25 protein-coding genes are annotated in these 24,911 nt (G+C 63.6%); 13 read left to right on the top strand and 12 right to left on the bottom strand.

The window, feature by feature from the left end; genetic code table 11:
- Positions 1-167 precede the first annotated feature (167 nt).
- Positions 168-1,235: an AraC family transcriptional regulator gene (locus SM765_RS06995; protein WP_274834539.1), complete on the bottom strand. Its 1,068-nt coding sequence runs from the start codon at positions 1,233-1,235 to the stop codon at positions 168-170.
- A 182-nt stretch (positions 1,236-1,417) separates the two neighbouring features.
- Here SM765_RS06995 and SM765_RS07000 point away from each other — a divergent pair, with 182 nt between their 5' ends.
- The 3 genes from SM765_RS07000 to SM765_RS07010 are packed head-to-tail and all read left to right on the top strand — an operon-like array spanning position 1,418 to position 3,978.
- Complete coding sequence (locus SM765_RS07000; protein ID WP_274837620.1) at positions 1,418-2,194, top strand: SDR family oxidoreductase; 777 nt, start codon at positions 1,418-1,420, stop codon at positions 2,192-2,194.
- Positions 2,195-2,232: 38 nt separating this feature from the next.
- Positions 2,233-3,468, top strand: coding sequence for a styrene monooxygenase/indole monooxygenase family protein (locus tag SM765_RS07005; protein WP_274834537.1), 1,236 nt, complete (start codon positions 2,233-2,235; stop codon positions 3,466-3,468).
- A gap of 9 nt (positions 3,469-3,477) precedes the next feature.
- On the top strand, positions 3,478-3,978 hold the full coding sequence (locus tag SM765_RS07010; protein WP_274827701.1) for a flavin reductase family protein: 501 nt from the start codon (positions 3,478-3,480) through the stop codon (positions 3,976-3,978).
- Positions 3,979-3,997: 19 nt separating this feature from the next.
- Here the strand turns inward: SM765_RS07010 and SM765_RS07015 are convergent, their stop codons facing one another.
- Positions 3,998-4,933, bottom strand: coding sequence for a 2-hydroxyacid dehydrogenase (locus SM765_RS07015; protein ID WP_274837621.1), 936 nt, complete (start codon positions 4,931-4,933; stop codon positions 3,998-4,000).
- A gap of 123 nt (positions 4,934-5,056) precedes the next feature.
- Here SM765_RS07015 and SM765_RS07020 point away from each other — a divergent pair, with 123 nt between their 5' ends.
- Positions 5,057-6,292 carry an acyl-CoA dehydrogenase family protein gene (locus SM765_RS07020; RefSeq protein WP_274837622.1) on the top strand — a complete coding sequence of 412 codons (1,236 nt, stop codon included), beginning with the start codon at positions 5,057-5,059 and terminating at the stop codon, positions 6,290-6,292.
- Between the two features lie 5 nt (positions 6,293-6,297).
- Positions 6,298-7,113, top strand: coding sequence for a thioesterase family protein (locus SM765_RS07025; RefSeq protein ID WP_274837623.1), 816 nt, complete (start codon positions 6,298-6,300; stop codon positions 7,111-7,113).
- A gap of 335 nt (positions 7,114-7,448) precedes the next feature.
- Here SM765_RS07025 and truA read toward each other — a convergent pair whose 3' ends face one another.
- Positions 7,449-8,222, bottom strand: coding sequence for a tRNA pseudouridine(38-40) synthase TruA (gene truA, locus SM765_RS07030; RefSeq protein WP_274837698.1), 774 nt, complete (start codon positions 8,220-8,222; stop codon positions 7,449-7,451).
- Between the two features lie 176 nt (positions 8,223-8,398).
- Between truA and SM765_RS07035 the strand changes: the two genes are divergently transcribed.
- Genes SM765_RS07035 through SM765_RS07045 form a run of 3 tightly spaced genes read left to right on the top strand, consistent with a single transcriptional unit; the run spans position 8,399 to position 11,294 of the window.
- A complete protein-coding gene (locus tag SM765_RS07035) occupies positions 8,399-9,817 on the top strand; it encodes a YcjX family GTP-binding protein (protein WP_274837624.1) in 1,419 nt (472 codons plus the stop codon).
- Entirely contained in the window at positions 9,814-10,269 is a 456-nt protein-coding gene (locus SM765_RS07040) for a GNAT family N-acetyltransferase (protein ID WP_274837625.1), read from the top strand. The genes SM765_RS07035 and SM765_RS07040 overlap by 4 nt, the downstream gene beginning before the upstream one ends.
- Positions 10,269-11,294 (top strand): YcjF family protein, encoded by a 1,026-nt coding sequence (locus tag SM765_RS07045; protein WP_274837626.1) that lies wholly within the window; start codon positions 10,269-10,271, stop codon positions 11,292-11,294. The genes SM765_RS07040 and SM765_RS07045 overlap by 1 nt, the downstream gene beginning before the upstream one ends.
- 9 nt (positions 11,295-11,303) lie before the next feature.
- Here the strand turns inward: SM765_RS07045 and SM765_RS07050 are convergent, their stop codons facing one another.
- Positions 11,304-11,744 (bottom strand): group III truncated hemoglobin, encoded by a 441-nt coding sequence (locus tag SM765_RS07050; RefSeq protein ID WP_274837627.1) that lies wholly within the window; start codon positions 11,742-11,744, stop codon positions 11,304-11,306.
- A 175-nt stretch (positions 11,745-11,919) separates the two neighbouring features.
- Between SM765_RS07050 and SM765_RS07055 the strand changes: the two genes are divergently transcribed.
- Both SM765_RS07055 and SM765_RS07060 read left to right on the top strand, forming a co-directional pair.
- Positions 11,920-13,215: a calcium-binding protein gene (locus SM765_RS07055; protein ID WP_274837628.1), complete on the top strand. Its 1,296-nt coding sequence runs from the start codon at positions 11,920-11,922 to the stop codon at positions 13,213-13,215.
- Positions 13,216-13,326: 111 nt separating this feature from the next.
- A complete protein-coding gene (locus SM765_RS07060) occupies positions 13,327-14,037 on the top strand; it encodes a VIT1/CCC1 transporter family protein (RefSeq protein WP_274827710.1) in 711 nt (236 codons plus the stop codon).
- Between the two features lie 151 nt (positions 14,038-14,188).
- On the opposite strand, the gene SM765_RS07065 is transcribed toward SM765_RS07060, so the two are convergent.
- Complete coding sequence (locus SM765_RS07065; protein ID WP_274839000.1) at positions 14,189-14,731, bottom strand: hypothetical protein; 543 nt, start codon at positions 14,729-14,731, stop codon at positions 14,189-14,191.
- Between the two features lie 327 nt (positions 14,732-15,058).
- On the opposite strand from SM765_RS07065, the gene ileS reads away from it, so the two are divergent.
- Positions 15,059-17,980: an isoleucine--tRNA ligase gene (ileS, locus tag SM765_RS07070; protein WP_274837630.1), complete on the top strand. Its 2,922-nt coding sequence runs from the start codon at positions 15,059-15,061 to the stop codon at positions 17,978-17,980.
- A gap of 126 nt (positions 17,981-18,106) precedes the next feature.
- Here the strand turns inward: ileS and SM765_RS07075 are convergent, their stop codons facing one another.
- Positions 18,107-18,673 carry a hypothetical protein gene (locus SM765_RS07075; RefSeq protein WP_274837631.1) on the bottom strand — a complete coding sequence of 189 codons (567 nt, stop codon included), beginning with the start codon at positions 18,671-18,673 and terminating at the stop codon, positions 18,107-18,109.
- A gap of 326 nt (positions 18,674-18,999) precedes the next feature.
- Between SM765_RS07075 and SM765_RS07080 the strand changes: the two genes are divergently transcribed.
- Positions 19,000-19,488 (top strand): methylated-DNA--[protein]-cysteine S-methyltransferase, encoded by a 489-nt coding sequence (locus SM765_RS07080; RefSeq protein ID WP_274837632.1) that lies wholly within the window; start codon positions 19,000-19,002, stop codon positions 19,486-19,488.
- A 43-nt stretch (positions 19,489-19,531) separates the two neighbouring features.
- On the opposite strand, the gene SM765_RS07085 is transcribed toward SM765_RS07080, so the two are convergent.
- The 3 genes from SM765_RS07085 to SM765_RS07095 all read right to left on the bottom strand — a co-directional run bounded on the left by SM765_RS07085 (position 19,532) and on the right by SM765_RS07095 (position 21,319).
- Positions 19,532-20,173: a hypothetical protein gene (locus SM765_RS07085; protein ID WP_274837633.1), complete on the bottom strand. Its 642-nt coding sequence runs from the start codon at positions 20,171-20,173 to the stop codon at positions 19,532-19,534.
- Positions 20,174-20,365: 192 nt separating this feature from the next.
- Positions 20,366-21,061 (bottom strand): CDP-alcohol phosphatidyltransferase family protein, encoded by a 696-nt coding sequence (locus tag SM765_RS07090; RefSeq protein WP_274837634.1) that lies wholly within the window; start codon positions 21,059-21,061, stop codon positions 20,366-20,368.
- A 39-nt stretch (positions 21,062-21,100) separates the two neighbouring features.
- On the bottom strand, positions 21,101-21,319 hold the full coding sequence (locus SM765_RS07095; RefSeq protein ID WP_274827716.1) for a hypothetical protein: 219 nt from the start codon (positions 21,317-21,319) through the stop codon (positions 21,101-21,103).
- A 224-nt stretch (positions 21,320-21,543) separates the two neighbouring features.
- Between SM765_RS07095 and SM765_RS07100 the strand changes: the two genes are divergently transcribed.
- On the top strand, positions 21,544-22,155 hold the full coding sequence (locus tag SM765_RS07100; RefSeq protein ID WP_065272654.1) for a class I SAM-dependent methyltransferase: 612 nt from the start codon (positions 21,544-21,546) through the stop codon (positions 22,153-22,155).
- A gap of 19 nt (positions 22,156-22,174) precedes the next feature.
- Here the strand turns inward: SM765_RS07100 and SM765_RS07105 are convergent, their stop codons facing one another.
- The 3 genes from SM765_RS07105 to fsa all read right to left on the bottom strand — a co-directional run bounded on the left by SM765_RS07105 (position 22,175) and on the right by fsa (position 24,881).
- Positions 22,175-23,095: a tyrosine recombinase XerC gene (locus SM765_RS07105; protein WP_274834524.1), complete on the bottom strand. Its 921-nt coding sequence runs from the start codon at positions 23,093-23,095 to the stop codon at positions 22,175-22,177.
- Positions 23,092-23,805 carry a DUF484 family protein gene (locus SM765_RS07110; RefSeq protein ID WP_274831324.1) on the bottom strand — a complete coding sequence of 238 codons (714 nt, stop codon included), beginning with the start codon at positions 23,803-23,805 and terminating at the stop codon, positions 23,092-23,094. Before SM765_RS07110 ends, SM765_RS07105 begins: the two co-directional genes overlap by 4 nt.
- Before the next feature lie 422 nt (positions 23,806-24,227).
- Positions 24,228-24,881 (bottom strand): fructose-6-phosphate aldolase, encoded by a 654-nt coding sequence (gene fsa, locus SM765_RS07115; RefSeq protein ID WP_368981477.1) that lies wholly within the window; start codon positions 24,879-24,881, stop codon positions 24,228-24,230.
- Positions 24,882-24,911: the final 30 nt, after the last annotated feature.

The raw sequence follows: 24,911 nt of genomic DNA on the forward strand, positions 1-24,911 counted from the left end.
GAAATTCTTGGCTGATCATTGGGAGAAAGGCAACAGGATTCTTGTGTCGATTGGCGCAGGCGGCTGACGCAAGGTCAGTTGCTGCATCGCAGCACTGAGGGCGCAGGCGGAGGGCTTCAGCCTCAAACCTGCAGAAATCCAATGGAAAACGGGAAAGGGGTGGAAATTCAGCCGAGAAAGTCGCGGGCGCGGGCGTTCTTCAGCGTTTCCTGTGGGGTACACCCATAGCGTGTCTTGTAGTATTGTGAGAACCGCCCGAGATGGGTCATGCCCCAGCGTTCGGCCACTTCGGTGACGCTGGCCTCGCGCCGCCCCTGCAGCAGATCCTCGTGTGCCCGCTGCAGACGGATGTCACGCAGATAGGCCATCGGCGCCATCGACAGGAAGCGTTTGAACCCCAGTTGCAGGTTGCGCGCGCTGACCCCGGCATAGGCGGCGATCTCGTCGATATCCAGCGGGCGGTCGAGGTTGGCCAGCATATAGGCCTGCGCCCGGCGCACATGGCCGGGAATGACCGAAGAGGTCACCCGCCGCAGCTGGCCGGAATAGTTGTGCCGATGCGCCTCCAGCAGGCCGGTCATCACCGTGTTTTCCATGTAATGCGTCAGCAGCGGGCTGGGATTTTCCGAAACGGCGGACGGGGCAGGGAATGGGGCGCTGGGGGGCAGGGCAGGATCCCGCGCCTGTTCCGCATCCGCCACCAGAAGATGCACCAAGCGCAGCAGCCGGGTCCCGGCGGGGCTGGTCAGATCCAGCGCCCCTTCGAATGCGATGGGTTGATCGGTGGTGAGGCCGAGATTGGCATTGGCGTGGGCCGTCAGCGCCCGGCGGCTGATCTGCAACAGCAGCTGTTTGCAGCCTTCCTCCCAGATCATCGTGGTTTCCCGGTGTGGGTTCAGCACTGCGGCGCGCCCCGCATCGCTGGTGTAGCGATCGGTGCCATTGACGATGGCGGCGCTGCCGCTGACCGGGATTTGCACCAGATAGAACTGGTCCAGACATCCCGGTGCGATCTGCGTCTTGGCGCCATATTCGATGTAGTTCAGCGACACGCGCTCCCCTGGCACATGGTGGTGCCGCGCCTGGAATGGCGCCTTGCCGATGGTATTGAGCTGATGCGGACAGAAAATGCGGCCGACGGCCTCCCGGGCCTCGTCCAGATCATGGGTGCGGAACCGCGCAAACCGCGCAAGCGGTACTGCCGGTTCCCGGAATGTCTCCTGCGGGCCTGGCATCTGTCGTCCTGTTGAACCTGCCCCTGCATAGCACGGGTTCCGCCATTCCACCTAGGGCGACGCAGATTTCTTCGTTTTTTGGATAATGGCTGCGCCTATCGGATAGCCGGAGACCGATGCGGCGGGAAACCTGTCTTTCACAACTGCACAAGAACCACAACAGCACGACAGGGATATGACAGATGAAGGGACTGGACGGCAAGGTTGCCATCATTCCAGGCGGCGCCACCAAGATCGGCGCAGCCATCGCACAGGCGTTCCGCGCCGCGGGCACAAAGGTAATGATCGCCGACATCAATGAAGAGGCAGGTCAGGCGCTGGTGGGCGATGGTATTGCCTTTTGCAAGACCAACCTGCGTGAGGACGATGACATCGCGGCGCTGGTCGCGGCCACCAAGAAAGAATTCGGGCGCATCGACTTTCTGGTCAACGTGGCCTGTTCCTACCTCGACAACGGCGCGGAATCGACCCGGGCGGAGTGGCTGGAAAGCCTTGATGTGAACATCGTCGGCTCGGTCATGCTGATGCAGGCCGCGCGCGAAGAACTGGCCAAGAACCGCGGCGCCATTGTCAATTTCGGCTCGATCTCGGCGCGCGTCGCGCAAAAGGGTCGCTGGCTCTATCCGGTCTCCAAGGCGGCAATCCTGCAGCTGACGCGCAACCAGGCGATGGATCTGGCGCCCGATGGCATCCGCGTCAACGCGGTCAGCCCCGGCTGGACCTGGTCCAACATCATGGATGAGCTGACCGGCGGCGACCGGGAGAAAACCGACAGCGTGGCCAAGCCGTTCCACCTGCTGGGGCGCACCGGCAACCCCGAGGAAGTCGCCAATTCGGTGCTGTTCCTCTGCTCGGACGAGGCGGGCTTCATCACCGGCACCGATATCCGCGTCGACGGGGGCTATACCGCGATGGGGCCGGAACGCGACGAAGAAGCCATCGCCCAGCTGATGGCCTGAGCCTGCGCACAAAAACAAACCGACAGGGAGTAACAACCATGAGAAAGATCACCATCATCGGTGGCGGCCAGTCCGGACTGCAACTGGGGCTTGGTCTGTTGAAACAGGGCTACAAGGTCCGCATCGTGCAGAACCGCACCGCCGAAGACATCAAGACCGGCCGCGTCATGTCCAGCCAGTGCATGTTCGGCGAATCGGTACAGAACGAGCGCGATCTCGGTATCGATTTCTGGACCGAGGACCAGTGCCCCCCGGTCGAAGGCATTTCCTTTGCCGTGCCGCACCCCGAAGAGGCAGGCGCCAAGGCAATCGATTGGACCGGGCGGCTGGACCGCTTTGCCTATTCGGTGGACCAGCGGGTCAAGATCCCGGTCTGGCTGGAGGAGTTCGAACGCCTCGGCGGCCAGCTGGTCATCAAGGAAGCCGGCATCAGCGATCTGGAGCTTTATGCGCGTGAAGACGATCTAGTGCTGGTCGCCTCGGGTAAGGGCGACGTGGGTCGGCTGTTCGAACGCGACGCGGAAAAATCCCCCTATGACAAGCCGATGCGCGCGCTGGCGCTGACCTATGTCACCGGCATGACCCCGCGCCCCGATCATTCGGCGGTCTGTTTCAACCTGATCCCGGGCGTTGGCGAATATTTCGTCTTCCCGGCGCTGACCACCACCGGCCCTTGCGAGATCATGGTGTTTGAAGGCGTGCCGGGTGGTCCGATGGATTGCTGGGGCGACGTGAAATCCCCCGAGCAGCATCTGGCGAAATCCAAGGAAATCCTGTCGACCTTCCTGCCCTGGGAGGCCGAGCGGTGCACCAATATCGAGCTGACCGACGACAACGGCATCCTCGCGGGCCGCTTCCCGCCGACGGTGCGCAAACCGGTGGCGACGCTGCCCTCGGGCGCCAAGGTGCTGGGCATCGGCGATGCGGTCTGCCTCAACGATCCGATCACCGGGCAGGGCTCCAACAACGCCTCCAAGGCGGCCAAGGTCTATATGGACCGGATCCTCGCGCGGGATGATCTGCCCTTTGACGAGGCCTGGATGCAGGGCACCTTCAACGCCTATTGGGACTATGCGCAATGGGTGGTGAACTGGACCAACATGATGCTGCTGCCGCCGCCGCCGCATGTGCTCAATATCATGGGCACCGCCTGCGCCGAGCCGCGTCTGGCCAACCGGATCACCAACGGGTTCGACGATCCGCGCGACTTCTTCCCGTGGTTTGCCGATCCGCAGGCGGCAGAGGCCTATCTGTCGCAATTGCAGGCGGCCTGAGGCATGGGCATGAGCGTCGATCCAGCCAGCTTCCGTTCGGCGATGGCGCGGTTCCCGGGGGCGGTGACGGTGATCACCGCCCTGTCGGGGCCAGATGCGGGCCGGGAACGTCGGGGCATCACCGCCACCGCCGTTTGTTCGGTTTCGGCCGAGCCGCCCAGCCTTCTGGTCTGCGTCAACCGCGCCACCGGCACTGGCGCCGCGATCCGGGACACCGGGCGGTTCAATGTCAACTTGCTGGCCAAACCCGATGGCCTGCTGGCCTTGCAATTCGCGGGGCAGGGCGGGGTCACCGGCGAAGAGAAATTCGCCGAGGGCGATTGGCAGGAGGACTCCCGCGGCCTGCCACGCCTTGCCTCTGCGCTATTGTGTTTTTCCTGCGAGGTACGCGAAGCGACCGAGGCGGGCAGCCATACGGTATTCATCGGTGAGATCACCGATATCGCCCACGGCGATGGCGAGCCGCTGCTGTATGAACGGTCGGGGTTCCAGTGCCTCGCCCCGATCTGAAGACCGGTTTCCGGGCGCGTCAGTAACCGCGCGCCCGGTCCACCTCGTGCAGCAGCGCCTGACCGGTGCCAAGGCGGCGCAGGTTCTCCACCACATCCCCCAGTGCATCCCCCAGATGCCAGCCCGACACATGCGGGGTGATGGTCACACGCGGGTGGCGCCACAGCGGATCATCTTGGGGCAGCGGTTCCGTGCACAGGACATCCAGCACTGCATGACCGGGCGTGCCGCGATCCAGCGCTGCGATCAGCGCAGCCTCGTCGATCAGATCGCCGCGCCCGGCGTTGATCAGCACCGCGCCGGGCTTCATCGCCGCCAGCAGCTCCGCATCCATCAGCTCGCGCGTATCGGCGGTCGAGGGCAGGATGGCGCAGACGTAATCGCATTGGCCCAGCATCTGCGGCAGTGCCTCTACGCCGTGGTGACAGGTGATGCCTTCGATCTCCTTGGGGGAGCGGCTCCAGCCGTGAACCTGAAAGCCAAGGCTCGCCAGCAGTCGCGCGGTCAGCCCGCCGATATGACCAAGGCCAAGAACGCCGACCGTTGTCATATGGGTGCGTTTCGGGGCCACCGAATCCCATTCAGCCCGGGCCTGCGCCGCCGCGTGATGCAGGAGATTGCGCTGTTCGCGCAAAATATAGGCGAGACAGTATTCCGCGATTTCGCGCGCGGGTTCTTCCGGCTTCAGCCGTGCCACGCGCACATGCGGCGCCACGGTGGGGTGGTTGACGATGGTTTCGACCCCGGCGCCCAGTTTCTGTACCAGTTGCAGATTGGGCAGCTGTGCGGCGATGTCGGTTTTCAGCGAAGAAACGGCCAGCATGGTGATCTCATCCAGGTTGCCAGGGTTTGAGGCCGGGCGGATATCCGCGCCGGGGCTGAGCGCGCGCAGCTCTTCTGCCAGCTCTTCTTCGGTGAACCAGCCGCCATGTCCGATGCTGATAAGTAGTGCCATTCGCTCTGTTTCCTTCCGTTACTTCCGTACCGTCAGCCTGTTACGTTCCGTCACAGTGCTGGACAGCGTTCGCGCGACTAAGCCATGATTTCAGCCAAAGCGAAAGGCGCAGGGAGGAAGGTCATGGATATGAATTTTGGGATGCGGGACGAGAACCGCAAGCTGCTGGACCGGGTCGCGGCGATGGTGCGTGATGAGATCATGCCGCTGGAGGCCGAGTATCAGGCTGAGATCGGCAAGGGCGACCGCTGGACCTATACCGAGCGTCAGGCCGAGATCCTTGAAGGGCTGAAGGCCAAGGCGAAAGCTGCCGGTCTGTGGAACTTCTGGCTGACCGACAGCGACCGTGGCTTTGGCCTCACCACCGTGGAATATGCCCATTTTGCCGAGGAAATGGGCAAGACGCCGCTGGGCTCCGAAGTGTTCAACTGTTCAGCCCCCGATACCGGCAATATGGAAGTCTTCGAGCGCTACGGCACCGAGAAGATGAAGAAAGAGTGGCTGGCGCCGCTGCTGGAGGGGGAAATCCGCTCCGCCTATCTGATGACCGAGCCGGAAGTCGCCTCGTCCGATGCCACCAATATCGACATGTCCTGCGTGCGCGATGGCGATGACTATGTCCTGAATGGTGAAAAATACTGGGCCTCCGGGGCAGGTGATCCGCGCTGCAAGGTCTATATCGTGATGGTGAAAACCGGCGGTGATGATCTGCCCAAGCACGGGCGCCATTCGATGATCGTGGTGCCTGCCGATGCGCCGGGCATCGAGATCCTGCGCCCGATGGAGGTCTTTGGCCACGACGATGCACCCCATGGCCACATGCATCTGCGCTTCACCAACGTGCGCGTTCCGGCCGAGAACCTGCTGGTCGGCGAAGGACGTGGCTTCGAGATCGCCCAAGGGCGCCTTGGACCGGGCCGCATTCACCACTGCATGCGTTCGATTGGTCAGGCCGAGTCGGCGCTGGAGCTGATGTGCCGCCGCTCGCTCGAGAAAGAAGCCTTTGGCAAGAAGCTGGCGCAGCTGGGGGCCAACTACGATATCATCGCCGAATGCCGCATGGAGATCGAGATGGCGCGGCTTCTGTGCCTCAAGGCCGCCTGGATGATGGATCAGGGCGATGCACGCGCCGCGGCGCCGCATATCTCGCAGATCAAGGTGGTTGCCCCGCGCGTTGCGCTGAAGGTGCTGGACGAGGCGATGCAGATGCACGGCGGTCAGGGCATTTCTCAGGACACGCCGCTGGCCATGGGCTGGACCTGGCAGCGGGCGTTGCGCTTTGCCGATGGGCCGGACGCGGTGCACCGCCGTCAGGTGGCACGGACCGAGCTGAAGAAATACACGCAGGAAAAGGTCTGAACCTGATGTCAAAGGCGCAGTCGTCGAACGCCCTGTCGGCGGCGCCGTTCTTTTCCCAGCGCGCCGATGGCGCCTTTGTCGGCAATGACCCGGCCCGGGGCCCCTGGTCCCCGGATCATTGCCACGCCGGTCCGGTCACCGGGTTGGTGGCGCGGGCGGCAGAGCAGGCGGTGGGGCCGGGCAAGATGCTGACCCGGCTCACCCTCGACATCCTGCGCCCCCTGCCGCTGGCGGGGCTTTGGGTGGTGGCGGAAACCACCCGCCACACCCGGACGCTGGCAACCACTTCGGTGACTGTCCACGATGACGACGGAACGCTCTGCGTGCGGGCTTCTTCGATGCATCTGGTCGAGAAGGATCTGGGTCAGGTGCCGACGGCGCCGGTCACGCCCCTGCTGCTGGAGGAGGCCACGCCCGGCGATTTCACCATCGGCGCCGGGCTGCACGACAGGCCCTATTTCGGGCAGTTTCTGGATGTTGCCTATCCACCGGGGGCGGGCTTTGGCCCTGGCCCTAAGGCGATGTGGATGCGCACGACGACGCTTCTGGAGGGAGAGGAGCAGTCGCCGATCCAGTCGCTCTGCGCGCTTGCCGATTGCGGCAATGGCATTTCCTGGAACGCGCGTCCGGCCGAAATGGGCTTCATGAACACCGACCTGACCCTGCATGTGCACCGCGCCCCGGAAAGCGACTGGCTGGCCTCCGATTCCGTGTCGCATTGGCACGGCACCGGCATCGGCATGTCGCAGTCGGTCTTGCAGGACACCAAAGGGCCGGTCGCAACCGCCTTGCAGACTTTGGTGCTGCACCCGCCCACCTGAGGTTGCGGTGGGGCAGGGGCTCTCCCGCCTGTTTGCAGCATTCTGCGAATGCTCCGCACAGTTGGGCGTGGCGCCGCTGGCGCGGCGCAGGGCTGCTGGGGAAGCGGTTCAGGGGCAGGTCTGCCCTGAACGCGCGCCTTCGATTGTGAGTTTGAAATGCCGCCTCAAGGGTAAACCGCGCGTGCCGCGCGGCGGCAGAGCCGCCCTTGACCCGGCGCGTGAGGCTCGGAACCGCGCCGCGTCAGCGGCGCCCGGCCCAAGGCTTTGCTTGGCATCTGTGTTTCAGGGAAAAGGCGCGGGAGCCTGTCCCCTCGTGCCCTGGTGGGGCGTTTTGGTTATTCGGCGGCAAAGACCGGATCGGGGTAACCGACGCGGGCCAGATAGAGGCCATGTCCGGGGCAGACCGGGCCACAGGCGGCGCGATCGCGGGCTTCAAGTGCTGCCTTTACGTCGGCGGCGGACCAGCTGCCTGCGCCGACCCGTTCCAGCGTGCCGACGAAGCTGCGCACCTGATTGTGCAGAAAGCTGCGGGCGCGCACGTGGAAATGGATTTCCGGTCCGGTGAAGCCATCGACCCGTTCCACCGTCAGCTCATCCAGGGTTTTGACCGGGCTGGCGGCCTGGCAGATGGTGGAGCGGAAGGTGGTGAAATCGTGGTGCCCAATCAGGTGATCTGCGGCCTGCTGCATTGCCTCGGCATCAAGTTCATGCGGCACCTGCCAGACCTGGCCTGCCTCATGGGTGGCCGGGGCGCGGCGCATCAGGATGCGGAAGAGGTATTGCCGCTCTACCGCCGAGAACCGCGCGTGCCAGTCATCGGCGACCCTTGCGCAGGCGGTGATGGCGACCGGATTGGGCTTCAGGTGGAAGTTCAGCGCCTCTGACAGGCGGAAGGGATCCCAGTTTTTCTGCAGATCGCAATGCGCCACCTGGCCCAGCCCGTGCACTCCGGCATCGGTGCGCCCGGCGGCGGCGATGGTGTGATCCCCGGGTTCCAGCCGCGCCAGCGCAGCCTCGATCGCCCCCTGCACGGACGGGTGTTCCTTCTGCCTTTGCCAGCCGGCAAAGGGCGCCCCATGATATTCGACTTTGAGAGCAAAACGCGGCATGGCGCGGCAGTAGCGCGGTGCGGGACACAAGGCAAGTCCTTTGCCCCGGCGGGCCTTGGCCTGCTGCATCGGGCACTGGTATCCTGATCGGAGCCTGCCTATCTTGGGGGCAGCGGCCCGGCCGTCGGAGCGACCAAGCAGAGCAGAGTACAGCAGAACAGGACAAAGGCAGGCGCGTGGTACTGACATCCCTAGCCGACAGCGCAGCCCGCCGGGTCGAGGCCCTGGGCAGCAGCCTGTCGGAGACTTTTCTGGAACCGAGCCTGAGGCTCGGCGTCACCGGGCTGGCGCGGGCGGGCAAGACCGTCTTTATCACCTCTTTGGTGGCCAATCTGATGAACCGGGGCCGCATGGTGCAGCTATCGGCGGCGCGGGATGGGCGGATCGAGACTGCCTATCTGCAACCCCAGCCCGACGACACCGTGCCGCGGTTCGACTATGAATCCCATTTGGCCGCCCTCACCGGGGCTGATCCGCATTGGCCGGACAGCACCCGCGCCGTTTCCGAACTGCGCCTCAGCCTGAAGGTGCGGCCCTCGGGGCTGCTTGCCGGGTTGCAGGGCCCCCGGGTGCTGCATTTGGATATCGTGGATTATCCGGGTGAATGGCTGCTGGATCTGGCGCTGCTGGACAAGAGCTTTGATCAGTGGTCCGGCGAAGTGCTGGCCCGGATCGCAGGGCGGGAAGAGGCGCAGGGGTTCCTTGCGGCCGCAGGGGCCACCGATGCGCATGCCGCCCATGACGAGGGGCAGGCACAGGCGCTGGCGGCCTCCTTCACCGAATACCTCAACGCCGCGCGAAATGCCGGGTTCTATGACTGCACGCCGGGCCGGTTCCTGCTGCCGGGTGATCTCGCAGGCTCACCGGTGCTGACCTTTGCGCCGCTTGCCGCCCGGGAGGGCAGCCCGCCGCGTGGCAGTCTGCGGCGGGAAATGGCGCGCCGCTACGAGGCCTATAAGGCGCGGGTGGTAAAACCCTTCTTTCGCGACCACTTTTCCCGCATCGACCGGCAGGTGGTGCTGGTCGATGCGCTGGGGGCGATCCATTCCGGCCCGCCCGCGGTCGAGGATCTACGCCAGTCGATGGCGGATATCCTTGGCGCCTTCCGGCCCGGGCGCAACCGGTTCCTGACCCGGATCCTGGGCGGCAAAAGGGTGGAGAAGATCCTGTTCGCCGCCACCAAGGCGGACCATTTGCACCACGTCCAGCATCCGCAGCTGACCGCGATCATCGAGGCGTTGACACGCGAGGCGCAGGACCGCGCCCGCTTTGCCGGGGCGGAAACGGCGGCTCTGTCGCTGGCCTCTTTGCGGACCACGACCGAGGAAATGCGCGCCCATCAGGGACAGGAGCTGCCCTGCGTGCGCGGCACATTGCTGGAGGGTGGGCGGCAAGCGGCCTTCTACCCCGGCGCTTTGCCCGAGGATCCGGGCAAGCTGCTGACCCCGGCGCGGCAGGGTGCTGAGAGGTGGCTGGAGGGAGACTATCAGAGCATGGCCTTTGCGCCTGCGCCCCTGAGCCTCAGACCCGGGGATGGCCTGCCGCATATCCGACTGGACCGGGCCGCCGAATTCCTGATCGGAGATCGTCTATGAGCCTTGAATTGCGCCCGGCGCGCCCGACGGATGCGGGCACGATTGGCGATATCCTGCACCGGTTTGCGGCAGAAACGCCCTGGATGCCAGAGCTGTATTCCGGGGCCGAGGCGATTTCCTTTTGCGGGGTGATGATCGACCGGGGATGGGTCACCGTGGCCGAGGAGGGCGCCAGGGTGCTGGGATTTTTGGCCCGTGATGGCGCGGAAATCTGCGCCCTCTATCTGGCGCCCGAGGCGCGCGGGCAGGGCATAGGCAAACGCCTTCTGGACGCGGCCAAGGGGACCAGCGGGCATCTGCACCTCTGGACCTTTGAGGCCAATTCCAGGGCGCAGCGGTTCTACCTGCGCGAAGGGTTTACTGAGACGGCGCGCAGCGATGGCGCGCGCAATGACGAAGGGCTGCCGGATATTTCCTATGCCTGGCAGGCCGCGAAACAGGAGGCCGCGTGATGAGCCAGGGACCCGTCGTCTTTGATCTGGAGGAAGACCAGAAATCGGCCCCCGCTGTCAGCGATGCGCCGCCGGTTCCCGATCTTGGGCCGGAGGTGCCGAGCGGGCCGCCTCCGGCTGCCATGCAGCGGGCTGCGGCGCTGGCGGCCCGGCCTCCCTCGCGGCTGTCGCGCTGGTTCTGGGGCACGGTTCTGGCACTGCTCGGCGCGATGGTGTCCGTTGCGGCCTGGGATTTTGCCACCGGGCTGATTGCACGGGTGCCGGTTCTGGGCTGGGCGATCTCTGCCGCTTTGCTGCTGGCGCTGGTGCTGGCGGCGCTGATGCTGCTGCGCGAAGGGCTGGCGCTGGCGCGGCTGAAGCGGGTTGACGATCTGCGACAGGCCGCGATCCCGGCGGTGGAGGATCCCACGGCGGCGCGCGCCTATGTGGCGCGGCTGGAGCGGTTTTACGGAGATCGCGCGGATCTGGCCTGGCATCGCGTGCGACTGGCCGAGCGCAGCCCCGAGGTGATGGATGCCGATGCCTTGTTGCAGCTGGCCGAGGACGAGTTGCTGGCGCCGCTGGATGCGCGCGCACTGCAGGAGGTCGAAGGCGCCGCGCGGCAGGTGGCGACGGTGACGGCATTGGTGCCGCTGGCGCTGGCCGACGTGGTGACGGCGCTTGTTGCCTCGGTGCGGATGATCCGGCGGGTGGCCGAGATCTACGGCGGACGCTCGGGCCTGCTTGGCTCCTGGCGGCTGACGCGGGCGGTGCTGGCGCATCTGGTGGCCACCGGCGCGGTTGCGGCGGGGGACGATCTGCTGGAATCCGTGCTGGGCGGATCGGTCCTGTCGAAATTGTCGCGGCGGTTTGGCGAAGGCGTGGTCAATGGGGCGCTGTCGGCGCGGGTTGGCATCGCCGCGATGGAGGTCTGCCGCCCGATGCCGTTTTCCCCGCGCCACCGCCCTTCGACCCGCAGGGTCGTGCAGCGGGCGCTGTCCGGTCTGTTCTCCCGATCCAAGGCAAAGGCGGACGCAGACCGCTAGACCCGCGCCTCAGAACAGTTTGGGCGGGGCATCCTTGGGCTGGCGCATGGCGGTGACGCCGGTTCTGAAGCCTTCGCCGATCCGGTCGGCAAGGGCGCCCCAGCTTTGCGCGGTTTGTGCGGGCAGCTCAGCCTTCAGAACGCTGTGAAACAGATCAAGCCAGAGTGGGAAATGCTCGGCCTTGATATCAGGGCGGGAGACATGCACCCGCATCGGATTGCCGTTGTAGCACTTCTCGCGCAGGATCGCGTTGCGCCAGAACCGGGCGATCTTTTCCTCGTGTTCCGGCCAGTCGGTCACATGGGCGCCGAACACCGGCCCCAGCACGGGATGCTGCCGTATCTTGCCATAAAAAACACGCACGACCTCGTCGATCTCGGCGCCGCTGACGTCAAAGCGGCGCAGCGGGGCGTCTTGTGCGGGGGGTGTGGGCAGATCGGGGGAGGTCACGGGAGCTCCTGACTTTGGTTTCGAAGGACAGCAATAGCCGGGCCGGGCGCGCGGGAAAAGGGGGCTGACGTAGGCTGGCCAAAGCCGTTTTGAAAAAAAATGCATCGGGGCTGAAACTTTTTGCGCGCGGGCTTCGTGGCTGTGGGCAGAGGTTCAAACAAAGGGAGAGATACCTATGGCCCATCTGGCTTCATCCTATGCATCCTACGAGACGTTCCTGCGCGGCGCCGACGCCTTCTGGTCGGTAGACCTGGGGGCGATGAACAATTCGGGCGTCACCGGCGATGCGCTGCTGTCGGTCAATACCGAAGAGGACGGTACCCGCTATCTGAATATCTCGATCTCGGCGGCGGGGCTGACCCCGGATGTGCGCCACGCCCAGCATGTGCATGGCACCTTTGATGACGAAGGGAACCCCTCGGATGCCCGCATGCCGGTGACTGCGGATGATGCGGATCAGGACGGATTTGTCGAAGTGCTGGAAGGGTTGGCCGCCTATGGCGACATCCTGTTGCCGCTGACCGATGGCGACGGGGTGCTGCCGATGACCCGGTCGGACGGCACGATGAATTTCATCCAGAGCTATGAGCTGGGCGATGACAGCAACTTCTTCAGCCCGGTCAGCGGCAATGACTATACCGCGGCGGATCTGATGCCGATGGAAAACCGGGAAATCGTTATTCATGGGCAAAATGTGGGGTCGGGCTTCGGCGCCGGGACCGGCGGCGAGATCAACGGATCGCAGGATGGCTATGTGGGCCTGCTGCCCGTGGCCGCGGGTGAGATCGAAGGCACCAACCGGGCGCAGGCGCTCGACATCCTTGAGGACCAGTTCCAGCGGGCTTCGGAAACCGTGCGTCTGGGCGCGGGGGACGATGTCTTTGACGGCGGCCTTGGCAATGATCGGATTTATGGTGGCAAGGGCACTGATCGGATCGATGGCGGCGCCGATGATGACTGGCTCTGGGGACGTAGCCAGAACGATGTGCTGCGCGGTGACGGTGGCGACGATCATCTTTTCGGCAACAAGGGCAGCGACCGGTTGTTCGGTGATGAGGGGGATGACCACCTGAAGGGCCACGGTGGCGGCGATGATCTGAACGGCGGCTCTGGCAATGACATGCTGAAAGGCCACCGCGGCGATGACATGCTGGAGGGCGGCGCCGGACGCGACATGCTGAAGGGGCACAGCGGCGATGATGTCCTGACCGGCGGCAATGGCCGCGACGTGCTGACCGGTGGCGCGGGCTGGGATGAGTTCGTCTATGCCGATATGCGCGAGGGGCGCGACCGGATCACCGATTTTGAGGACGGGATCGACCTGATCAGCCTCAATACCTTGGGCATGGATTTTGCCGATCTCAGCATCAGCGATGCGGGGCGCGGTGCGCGGGTGGAATTTGGCAATACCTCGATCCTGCTCGAAGGCGTCATGGCGGATCAGCTGGACCAAAGCGATTTCATCTTCTGATCCCTGCTGTTGAGGGCAGAACAACGACGGGGTGCGGTCTTCTTTTTGAGGGCTGCGCCCCTTTATCCGGCGCGATAGGGTAGCGTAAATGCCCTGCCCGGAGACCCCGCAATGACAGACCACGGCCACAGCCCGCAGGAGATCAAGGACCGGATCGGCGCACCGCCGGGGCGGGGGGTGCTGCGCGATGTGGTTTATGGCGGCATCGACGGATCCGTCACCACCTTTGCCATCGTGGCGGGGGTGGCGGGCGCGGGGCTGTCGCCCTTTGTGATTGTGGCGCTGGGGCTGGCCAATGTGCTGGCCGATGGGTTCTCCATGGCGGCAGGCAACTATTCCGGCACCAAGGCTGAACTGGACGACGCCCGCAGACTGCGCCAGGTCGAGAACCATCATATCGATCACTACCCGGATGGAGAGCGCGAGGAGGTGCGAGAGATCTTGCGGCTCAAGGGTTTAAGCGGTCGCGTGCTAGACGAGGCCACCGACGAGATCTGCAAGAACCGCGAAACCTGGGTCGATCTGATGATCGAGGGGGAATACGGGCTGGCCGGGGTGGACCCGCACCCGATGAAGGCCGCCATTGCTACCTTTGCTGCCTTTTTGGTGGCGGGGATGGTGCCGCTGCTGCCCTTCCTCTTCGGTCTTTCCAACGCCTTTACCGTGTCCTCCTGGATGACCATGGGCTGTTTCTTTGCCATTGGCGCCCTCAAAAGCCGCTGGTCGCTGGCGCCCTGGTGGCGCTCGGGCGGGGAAACGCTGGTGATCGGGGGCGCGGCGGCGGCCATGGCCTATGGCGTGGGGCTGATGTTCCACGCTTGAGGCGCGGTGTCTGCCCGGCGGGGGAAAATGTTTCGCGTGCGAAACGGTTTAAGGCCTTGTCAGGTTATCCTGACATTCCATTTTTTTGGCGCGCTGAGGCCCCGCAACGGGGGCCGCAGAACCTTTGCTTCTGACGGATCCGCAACGCGGGTCACTTGACCTGGATTTTCGGAGGGTAGCCGTAGAGGTCCAGAGACTTGTCGCGTTCACTGGACATTCCGGCCAGCACAGCCGCCCCCAGTAGGCCGCCGCCCCAAAGAACCTGCGCTGCGGCATTTTCCTGGGCCTTGAGCTTAGTGAGGTTGGTTACTTCGACGGTTTGAGTGACAGTCTTTTTGCCATCCGTGCAGGCAATGGTCATCGGAGGTGTGGCGCGACCAAAACTGGGCAGGTTCACCTTGCCCGGAACCCGCAGGGCGCCCGAAAAGGCGGAGCTGGTCAGTGTACAGTCCGCTTGGGTCATGGGAGGATTGGCTTCGTTCAACTCGTTTTGCGCAAAGCTGATCCGGGTCTGTGTCGCCGTTTGCAATGGCAGCCTTTTCCCGGCCGCGGTCAGCGAGATATTCTTTGAGACAGGCAGCTGTTCTGCGGTTTGCAGCCTGCTGGCGTAGGTTTCGCTGGGGGATTCTGCTGTGTCGCAAGCCGAAAGCGTGACGCTGGCGGAAAGTAGCGCGGGTAGAATGTAGGTTTTCACTAAAAAGGGTCCTGTGTTGTGTTTTTTTAATTGATTATTCCTCCGTAAATACAGCGCATGGGTGTGTCCGGCAACTGTTGAGGCGCAAGAATGTTGCGCAGCAGCGCAGGGTGTCGCGACGTTGTGTGCTTTACCCTCCTGATGCAGCGCCCTATAAGGCCCGCATGTCCCACCGTGCGGCCATCATTATTCGAATTACGTACCCGGCGCTCTGATCCGAACACGGAATCCTAAGAGCCGCCGGGCAAAGGTGCTTGAGCCATCGCACCGAACCGAATATCCCACAGATAATCCTGACGACGACCAGCTATTCAAAGGACGCCACCGATGTGCGCCGACACGCCTCAGACCCCCGACTATAAAGACACCCTGAACCTGCCCAAGACCGATTTCCCCATGCGCGCGGGCCTGCCCAAGCGGGAACCCGCATGGCTTGAGCGCTGGGCAAAGATCGGTGTCTATGACCGGCTGCGCGAAAACAACGAAGGCCGCGAGCCGTTCACGCTGCATGATGGCCCACCCTACGCCAACGGCCACCTGCACATCGGTCACGCGCTGAACAAGACCATCAAGGACATGATCGTGCGCTCGCACCAGATGATGGGCTATGATGCGCGTTACGTGCCGGGCTGGGACTGCCACGGTCTGCCGATCGAATGGAAGATTGAGGAACAGTACCGCAAGAAGGGTAAGAACAAGGACGCGGTGCCAGTCATCGAGTTCCGCCAGGAATGCCGCGCCTTTGCCGATGAATGGGTCGATATCCAGCGGGAAGAGTTCAAGCGTCTTGGCATCACTGGCAACTGGGCCAATCCGTATCTCACCATGGATTACCATGCCGAGGCGGTGATCGCGGGCGAATTCCAGAAGTTCCTGATGAACGGCACGCTGTATCAGGGCTCCAAACCCGTGATGTGGTCGCCGGTGGAAAAAACCGCACTGGCCGAGGCCGAGGTGGAATACCACGACAAGGAAAGCTTCACCATCTGGGTGAAGTTCAAGGTAGCCGAGCCTGCGGATCACAAACTGGCAGGTGCCTATGTGGTGATCTGGACCACCACCCCCTGGACCATGCCCTCGAACAAGGCCGTGGTTTACGGCGAGGACATTGCCTATGGCCTTTATGAGGTGACCGGCACGCCAGAGGAATCCTGGGTCAAGGTGGGCGACAAATACGTTCTGGCCGATAACCTGGCCGCTGACGTGATGAAGCGCGCGCGGCTGGAGGAAGACCAGTACACCCGCGTCGCCGATGTGCCGGTGTCCGATCTTGCTGGCATCGGCCTGACCCACCCGCTGGCTGGCGCCGAAGGTGGCAATGGCGAATGGGACGATATCCGCGATTTCCGCGCTGCCGATTTCGTGACCGACACCGAAGGCACCGGTTTCGTGCACTGCGCGCCGTCCCACGGGATGGAGGAATTCGAACTCTACCGTGACCTTGGCATGCTGAAGCAGGTCATCACCTACAACGTGATGGACGACGGTTCCTTCCGTGCCGACCTGCCGTTCTTTGGTGGCAAATACATCCTCAACCGCAAAGGCGGCGAGGGCGATGCCAACAAGACCGTCATCGACAAGCTGGTCGAGGTCGGCGGGCTGATGGCGCGCGGCAAGATTAAGCACAGCTATCCGCATTCCTGGCGCTCCAAGGCGCCGATCATCTATCGCAACACGCCGCAATGGTTTGCAGCCGTGGACAAGGAGTTGGGCGACGGGCTCGATACCTATGGCAAGACCATCCGCGAACGGGCGCTGACCTCGATCGACCAGCTGGTGAAATGGACGCCGCAGACCGGGCGCAATCGTCTCTATTCGATGATCGAAGCGCGCCCTGACTGGGTGCTGTCGCGCCAGCGCGCCTGGGGCGTGCCGCTGACCTGCTTTACCAAGAAGGGCGCCCTGCCCACCGATGACGATTTCCTGCTGCGCAACGATGAGGTCAACGCCCGTATCGTCGCCGCCTTTGACGAAAAGGGCGCCGATGTCTGGTACGAGGACGGCTTCAAGGCGCAGGTGCTGGACGGTATCGTCGATCCCGACGCCTATGATCAGGTCTTTGACGTTCTCGACGTGTGGTTCGATTCCGGCTCCACCCATGCCTTTGTGCTGCGTGACCGCGAAGATGGCACCGAGGATGGTATCGCCGATGTCTATATGGAAGGCACCGACCAGCACCGTGGCTGGTTCCACTCTTCCTTGCTGGAGGCCTGTGGCACCCTGGGCCGCGCGCCTTACCGCAACGTGGTGACCCACGGCTTCACGCTGGATGAGAAGGGCATGAAGATGTCCAAATCGCTGGGCAACACCATCGTGCCGGAAAAGGTCGTACAGCAATACGGCGCCGATATCCTGCGTCTGTGGGTGGCCCAGACCGACTACACCGCCGACCAGCGGATCGGCCCGGAAATCCTGAAAGGCACCGCCGACAGCTACCGCCGTTTGCGCAACACCATGCGGTACATGCTGGGCAGCCTTGGCGATTTCACCGAGGACCAGCGCGTTGATCCCGCCGAAATGCCCGAGCTGGAGCAATGGGTGCTGCACCGTCTTGCGGAACTGGATCACAAGGTGCGCTCCGGCTATGCCGCCTTCGACTTCCAGGGCGTGTTCTCCGCGGTCTTCACCTTTGCCACCGTGGATCTGTCGGCCTTCTATTTCGACGTGCGCAAGGATGCGCTCTATTGTGATGGCGATACGCTGAATGCCCGCGCCGCGCGCACCGTTCTGGACATCTTGTTCCACCGGCTGACCACATGGCTGGCGCCGATCCTGGTCTTCACCATGGAAGAAGTCTGGCTGGAACGCTTCCCGGGCGAGGACAGCTCGGTCCATCTGGTGGACATCCCCGAAACCCCGGCCGACTGGCTGAACGAGCCGCTGGCTGCGAAATGGGCCGCGATCCGTCAGGCCCGCCGGGTGGTGACCTCGGCGCTGGAAATCCAGCGCACCGACAAGGTGATCGGTGCCTCGCTTGAAGCAGCGCCGGTGGTGCATCTGCGCGACCCGGAGGTTCTGGAGGCGCTGAAATCGGTGAATTTTGCCGATATCTGCATCACTTCGGATGTGGTTCTGACCGGCGATCCGGCCCCAGCCGAAGCCTTCCGCATGCCCGAGATCGACGGCATCTCGGTTGTGTTTGAAAAGGCCGAAGGCGAGAAGTGCCAGCGCTGCTGGAAGATCCTGCCGGATGTGGGCACCCATGCCCATGCCGGTGTCTGCGGTCGCTGCGACAGCGCGCTGAGCTAAGACGTACCGCCTCCTTTTGCGGGGGTGGGTCCAAAACAGATTGCGCCGCCGTTGCCTTCTGAGGGTAACGGCGGCGCTTTTTCGTCGGACATCCGGGTCTTTGGAGAGGGGGTAGGCGAGCGGGAATCAGGCAGCAACGACCTTTTGCGCGGCCTTGTAATTGGCACAGGCGTTGATGACGTTCATCGGCAGCGGCCCAACCGGGTGGCCGGCCAGCAGCGCAATATACTGCCGCCACAGTGCCTTGGCAGCGGCGGAAATCTCGGATTGGGCACCGTAGGCAGAGCCCGTCACACGTTCCCGGCGCATGTCGTCCTGCGCCTTTTCCCAGGGTGATGCATCCGGTTGCCCCGGCATCTGCTGCGCGTCGCGTACCACCAGGGACGGCTTGGCTGGACCAGTGAAGACCGAGTTCACACTGCTATTCTGCATGTTTGACGAATTTTGCAGGGCCTCTTCGCGCTGCTGCCGGAAGGCCAGACCCTGCTGGCTGCCATCGACCTGTTCGGTCGCGGCTTGAACCTTTTCCTTCTCGGGCAATGCTTTCAGGCGATAGGCCGATTGTTCGGAGAGGCCCATCTTTTCGGACAGGCTGGCGTTCTCCTTTTCAGCCTGCACTGGGCCGACCATGACCGGCTGATTGGCTGACCAGCTTTGTTTCCAGGCCAGGTTGGCCGCATCCAGTCGAATCATGTCCTTGTTCCCACCTTTACTTTACCGAGACGTGCAGCTGGTCTGTCCTGTCATTGCTCCTCCAGGTGGCCGAAAGGCTGTCCGTGGCAGAGGCCGGGATATTGCAGCACGACGCAGGCACCCCGCTCTGCGTGCCTTCATTAATACATATTAATTAAACTGCTTGGCACCTGCCCGCTTGGGCAGGGGAGAGCGGCAGAGGGATAAGGCACCTATACCAAAGTGCGCATTTCGCACCTTGAGCGGCTCGCCCGGGCTTGCGGCCCGCTTCGGCCCGCCGCAGGGTGGGAATGCCCAAAGTGAACAACCGCAAGAGGACAGAACGCATGCAGCAGCCGAGCGCGCATCTGAAAACCCCGGTCGGGCGGGTGGTCGTGACCGCGCAGGATGGGGCGATCACCCGGCTGCGCTGGCAGGAAACTCCCGCAGAACCTACGCAGGCGCCTGCCGGAGATGCCGCAACGGAGGAGGTGCTGAGCCGGGCAGTGGCGCAGCTGCGTGCCTATTTCGCGGGAGAGTTAGAGACCTTCAGCCTGCCGCTGGATGTGGCAGGGTCCGCCTATCAGCAGGCGGTTTGTGCGGAAATCGCCGCCATTCCCTTTGGCGAAACGCGCACCTACGGCGAGCTGGCGCAGACTCTTGGCAGTTCGGCGCAGGCGGTGGGCAATGCCTGCGGCGCTAATCCCATTCCGATCATTATTCCCTGTCACCGGGTGCTGGGGGGAAGCGGGCTTGGCGGGTTTTCAGGCCGGGGCGGGGTCGAAACAAAAGTATCCCTGCTGCGCCATGAGGGTGCGGCAGGGTTGCTGATCTGAGATCCTAAGATTTGTCCGTCAGGCGAGACGCGTGAAACGCTGTTCAGGAAAATAATGCTTTCGCCTTGTCATACTCTGACATGGCGCCGGTGCCGGTTGGGGCAGGATCGCCTGCGGCCAGACCCAGAACGACGGTTTCCATATCCGCGCCGCTGGTCTCCGCCAGGCTGGTGTCCGCCTGCGCGGGCTCGGCCTCTTCGGGGACCTCAAGCGGGCTGACCGCGACCTCGGTCGCCGGATCGCTGTCGCTGACATTGCTCACAGAAACGGTGATCTCGCCCGCTTCATTGGTTTCAAACAGGGCCACAAGGCCGCCGTGTTCGCCGTTCTCGAAGTTAATCCTGATCTCGCCGCCGCCGGTGCCGCTGTCTGTCGCGACATTCAGCCCGCCGTCCTCGCGGGTGACCTCGATGTCGAATGCGCCGCCGAGGTCTTCAATCCGGATGGAAATTTCGCCAAAGCTGCCGCTCAGCACCGCATTGACACCCTTGGGCGGTGTGGTTTCTGCCGGAGGCTCTGCGGGCGTTTCAGCGGCCTGCTTGGCGCGCCAGCCCCAGGCCTTGGCATGATCGGGCGGACCAACGCGGTCCGGCTGGTCCGACTGGCCGGGCGGGGTGAACTGCCGGGGCGCAGAGTGGGCGTGATGGGCGGACGACTGGCCGCCGGGGGCATGGATCGAACTCATGGTATGATCTCCTGAACGATTGGAACGCACCCCCGGTGCAAAGGATGCTCCATCGATCCTGACGATCAGAATTTAAGGCAGGCTTACCCGAGGGAGGCCATAGTGCCTCGCATTTGAGACGGCTTTGAGACGTATTCAGAAGCTACTGGTTTCAGGCCGGTTTTGTCGCACGTGGTTGCGTCGGCAGCAGGCTCAGGCGCGTTTGGGCGGGAAGATCTGCTGCACGACCCCGACGAAAAGCAGGTAGACCGAGGTCACGATCAGCCCCCAGTGGGCCCAGCTTTCGGGATGGAAATCGATCCAGGCCGCATAGCCTGCCAGCGCGGTCCAGACCAGCGCCACCGGCAGCGAAATGCGGCGCCAGCGCTGGGTGCGCACCGGATGTATGAACTTCAGCGGCAGGAACATCGCGATGGAGAGTAGCGTCACCAGCGCGAGGCTGGTCCAGTGGCTCGGTTCCAGCGCAAAGATCACCAGCACCAGCATGTTCCAGCAGCCGGGGAAGCCGGAAAAGGAGTTGTCCTTTGTCTTCATCCGGGTGTCAGCAAAATACATCGCGCTGGCAAAGGTGATGACGATAATGGCGAACCAGCCAGTCCAGCCTGCCATCAGCCCGGATTTAAACAGGGCAAAAGCCGGGATGAAGACATAGGTCAGGTAATCGATGATTAGATCCAGCAGGACCCCGTCAAACTGCGGCGCGTAGCGTTTTACGTGATAATGCCGCGCCAGCGGGCCATCCACACCGTCCACCGCAAAGGCGACCACCAGCCACAGGAACATCAGGCTCCACTTGGCATCGGCGGCCGCCAGCATTGCCAGAATGGCAAAGACGGCGCCGGTGGCGGTCAGAAGATGAACGAGAATGGCGCGGATCTGAGGTTTCATCCACCCGTGATGGCGAATTTGCCCTCGGCCCGCAAGGGTTCAGTGCAGCGTTTTGCTGATATGGGGCGCGTTTTCCACGGCCGCATCAAAGGCGGCACCATCATCGGACATATACAGCATTTCCCTTACGACGCCGGGGATGGAGCCGGGGAAGGGCCAATGCGAAACAGGAATGGAGCGGGGGAGGCGGATCTGAGAGACGGGCGCCGCCGGTGCAGCGGGAGCCTGGCCAAAACAGAAATGGGGGTCGTGATACATAGGGCATCCTTTCTGGAGCGGGTTTGCCCCTATCAACTCTGAACGCGGTTAAGGAGAGGTTGTCGGCAGGCTTCGGAATATATTGCATTTTATTTATTCCGCGCGCTTGGATGCCTGTCTCATCCGGTGGGGGGCCGCCTGAGCGTTTTGCATTCTGATAATCGCATGTCTAATGTGCTGGCCAGATATGCTCCGGCACGGGGAGCGTCTGAAGGGGGAGCGTGATGCCAGACCAGAGCGCACATTGGAACGCTGTCTATGAGAGCAAGGCGCCGACGAGCGTCAGCTGGTATCAGGCGTATCCCAAGGCTTCGCTGAAGGCTATTGATCTGATCGGCGCGCAGGATCAGCCGTTTCTGGATGTCGGGGGTGGCGCTTCGGATCTGGCGGCGGTTCTGCTGGAACGTGGCTGGCGGGATCTGACGGTTCTGGATATCTCCGACGCTGCTTTGGCGGTACAGGCACAGCGGCTGGGAGACCGGGCGCAGGAGGTCGTGCGCATCGCGGCCAATATCACTGAATGGGTGCCGCCGCGCGCCTATGGGATCTGGCACGATCGGGCGGTGTTCCACTTTCTGACCAACGCGGCCGACCGTGCCGCCTATGTGGCTGCTTTGCGGGTTGGGGTGCGTCCCGATGGACATGTGATCCTTGCAACCTTTGCGCCGGACGGGCCGGAGACATGCAGCGGCCTGCCGGTGCGCAGATATTCCGCCGAAGGGCTGGCGCAGGAGCTGGGGGACGCGTTCACCCTGTTGCACCACTGGCGAGAAGTACACCAGACACCGGGCGGCGCCGAGCAACCCTTTACCTGGGCTGTCTTCCAGCGACGCTGAGGGGCCTTTCGGTCTGAGATCAGGCCTTGGGATGGGCGCGGTTGTAGACTTCCATCAGATGCGCCGTATCCACCGCCGTGTAGGCCTGCGTGGTGGAAAGCGAGGCATGGCCCAGAAGCTCCTGAATGGCGCGCAGATCTCCTCCGGCCTCCAGCAGGTGGGTGGCAAAACTGTGCCGCAGCGCGTGGGGCGTGGCCGAGGCAGGCAGGCCCAGCTGGGCGCGGGTTCTGGCCATGACCCCCTGGATCTGGCGGGGGTTGAGGGCACCACCGCGCTGGCCGCGAAACAGCGGTGCGTCCTGCATCTGCGGATGCGGGCAAAGGTCCAGATAGCGATCCACCGCATCGCGGGCGGCGGCGATCACCGGCACCACCCGTTCCTTTTCGCCCTTGCCCTTGATCCGCAGGACCTGTGGCAGGGGCGCATCGCCGCCGGTGAGGCTGAGCGACTCGGAAATGCGCAAGCCGCAGCCGTAAAGCAGAGTCACGACCGCAACATCGCGGGCGGCGACCCAGTCGCTGGTGGATTGCAGCTCAACCGTCTCGATGACGGCGCGGGCAGCGTCCTGCGCCAGCGGGCGGGGCAGCTTTTTCTGGAACTTCGGTGCCCGCACCGCAAGAACCGCGGTGGGCTCGAACCCTTCGCGTGTCGCCAGCCAGCGATAGAAGCTTTTGACCGAGGAGAGTTTGCGTGCCAGCGAGCGTGAACCGGTGCCCGCGCTGCGCTCGGAGGCCATCCAGGCGCGCATGTCGGCGGTGGAGATCTGCGCCAGCGCCCCCAGCCCCTGTGGGCCGCCGGTATGGCTGGTCATGAAGGCGAGGAAGCTGGTGACATCGCCCTGGTAGGCGGTGATCGTATTGGCCGAGGCGCCCCCCAGCGCGGCAAGCCCCTCCAGCCAGTGCTGCAGGGCGTCGCGGCAGGCCGGGGAGATCAGGCTCATGACAGCCAGCGGCGCATGGTTCGTTCAAAGACGCCCGCGAAGAAGCCGAGAAGGTCAGTGCCCTGCTGCGGCGAGAACTGATGCGGATCCTCAGAGCCGAGCACCAGCATGCCGGGCAGGCGGCCGCTGCCCAGATCCAGCTTCAGGCAAGCTTCTGAGCGGATCCACTCCGCCTTGCCGCCATAGATCCGGGCGCTGCCGGTCTGCAGCTGGCGCAGGGTGACCTGACGGTCCGGCCCGCCGCGCCCGCCTGCGGCGGCATAGTCGGCGACATAGCCGGGCGAGACGATTTTCAGCACATCGCCGATACGTTCGGCGGCGGCGCTGCCGTCCTCCTGCCGGGTTTCCAGCACCAGCGCCAGCGCATCGACGCGCAGGATTTCGGCCATCTCCTGATTGAGGCTGGCCAGGAAACCGGTGAAATCGGTGGGATCCAGCAGGCGCAGCACCGCGCGGTGGATCTGGTTGGTGCCGGACAGGTTTTCGTAGGCCGCGGCGATGACCGAACGGTGGGTGTCCTCCAGCCGATCCAGTCGCGCCTCCAGCCGCTCCATGGCGATGCCGCGCAGATCCACGATATTCGAGCCCATCGCGCGTTCATTGGCGCTGACGAGGGCGTTCATCAGATTCTGATCCTCCAGGATCGCGTCTGGTTTTTCCAGAATCGCGGCGCGCAGGGCGTCGTCGAGTTTGGCGGTATTGCTGCTCATGTTCGAACCTCTTTGGGGTCTTTTGACAGGGTTATAACATGGGTTTCGGGCGATGCGGGTGAAAAATCTGTCTCTGGTGGGAAAACGCCGAAGCTCCCGCAGCGGGTGCATCGGGGAGCTCCCGCCCGCTGCGGGGCCGCCACGGGCGGCCTCCTCGCTGGTTGGGCCGGGCGCCGGGCTGTTGCCCGGCGTGGCGGTCCTGACGGACCTTGAGGGGTGCTGAGAAGCGTTTGAGGGGGCGCTCTGCCCCCTCAAAGCGCCATGTCGATTGTGTATTGGAAGGGACCGCGTCAAGGGTGGATCGCGCGGAGCGCGACCGCTCTGCGGCCCTTGACCCGGCGGTTTGCGCCGGATCAGGAAACGCCAAGAAAAAAGCGCCCCGGGATGGGGCGCCTTTGGGTCGTTGGAATATTGGCCCCGGATCAGAGGATCTTGATGCCTGCGTCCTTGATGTCGGCGAGGAAGGCATCAAGGCCCTTGTCGGTGAGCGGGTGGTTCACCATGGATTTGATCACGGCAGGGGGGGCGGTGATCACGTCGGCGCCGATGCGAGCAGAGTCCAGCACGTGGTTCACGGTGCGGATCGAGGCGGCGAGAATCTCGGTCTCGAACCCGTAGTTGTCGTAGATGGTGCGGATATCCTCGATCAGCTCCATGCCATCGAGGTTGATGTCATCCAGACGTCCAATGAAGGGAGAGATGAAGTTGGCACCGGCCTTGGCCGCCAGAAGCGCCTGATTGGCGGAGAAGCAGAGCGTTACGTTGACCATATTTCCGTCGTCGCTGAGCACCTTGCAGGCCTTGAGGCCATCCCAGGTCAGCGGCACCTTGACGGCGATATTCTCGGCGATTTCGACCAGCTTGCGGCCTTCGGCGATCATGGTTTCGGCATCGGTGGCGGTGACTTCGGCGGAAACGGGGCCGTCGACCAGATCGCAGATTTCCTTGGTGACTTCGATGATGTCACGGCCGGATTTCTTGATCAGCGAGGGGTTGGTGGTGACGCCATCCACCATGCCAAGGTCATTGAGTTCGGCAATGGCATCGATTTCGGCGGTATCTACGAAGAATTTCATATCCGGGAATCCTTTGGCGTGGGTTGGCCT

The sequence above is a fragment of the Pseudophaeobacter sp. 1A09344 genome, assembly GCF_041008745.1.
Classification (GTDB): domain Bacteria; phylum Pseudomonadota; class Alphaproteobacteria; order Rhodobacterales; family Rhodobacteraceae; genus Phycobacter; species Phycobacter gallaeciensis_A.